Consider the following 484-nt stretch of genomic DNA (forward strand, 5'->3'; position numbering starts at 1 on the left):
GTGTTCCCCGATCTGGCGACGATGCGCGCGCTCGACTGGCGCGAGGACGACAAGTGGCGCTACGGCCTGCACGCCACGCCCACCGCGCTCGAACTGGCGCGCCAACTGGCCGTGATCGAGGGCGGCGCGCACGCGCTGCTGCAGCCCTCGGGGCTGGCGTCGATCATGAACGTCTATTTCGGCATCGTGAAGAGCGGCGACGACGTGCTGGTCCCGCACAACGCCTACAGCCCCAACGCCGATCTCGGCAACTGGCTGGCGCGCGATTTCGGCATCAGCTTGCGCTTCTACGATCCGCTGATCGGCGCCGGCATCGCCGAGCTGATCCGCCCCGAAACCCGCCTGCTGTGGCTGGAGGCGCCGGGCTCGGTGACCATGGAAGTGCCCGACGTGCGGGCCATCGCGGCGGTGGCGCGCGAGCGCGGCGTGATCACCGCGATCGACAACACCTATTCGGCGGGCCTGGCGTTCAAGCCCTTCGAGC

General features: G+C 69.4%; 1 protein-coding gene. It reads left to right on the forward strand.

The window, feature by feature from the left end; genetic code table 11:
* Positions 1-484 (forward strand): PLP-dependent transferase (locus HWY05_RS37815; protein WP_176061497.1); only part of this gene is annotated, 484 nt, incomplete at both ends.

The sequence above is a fragment of the Paraburkholderia sp. BCC1876 genome (assembly GCF_902833695.1).
GTDB lineage: Bacteria > Pseudomonadota > Gammaproteobacteria > Burkholderiales > Burkholderiaceae > Paraburkholderia.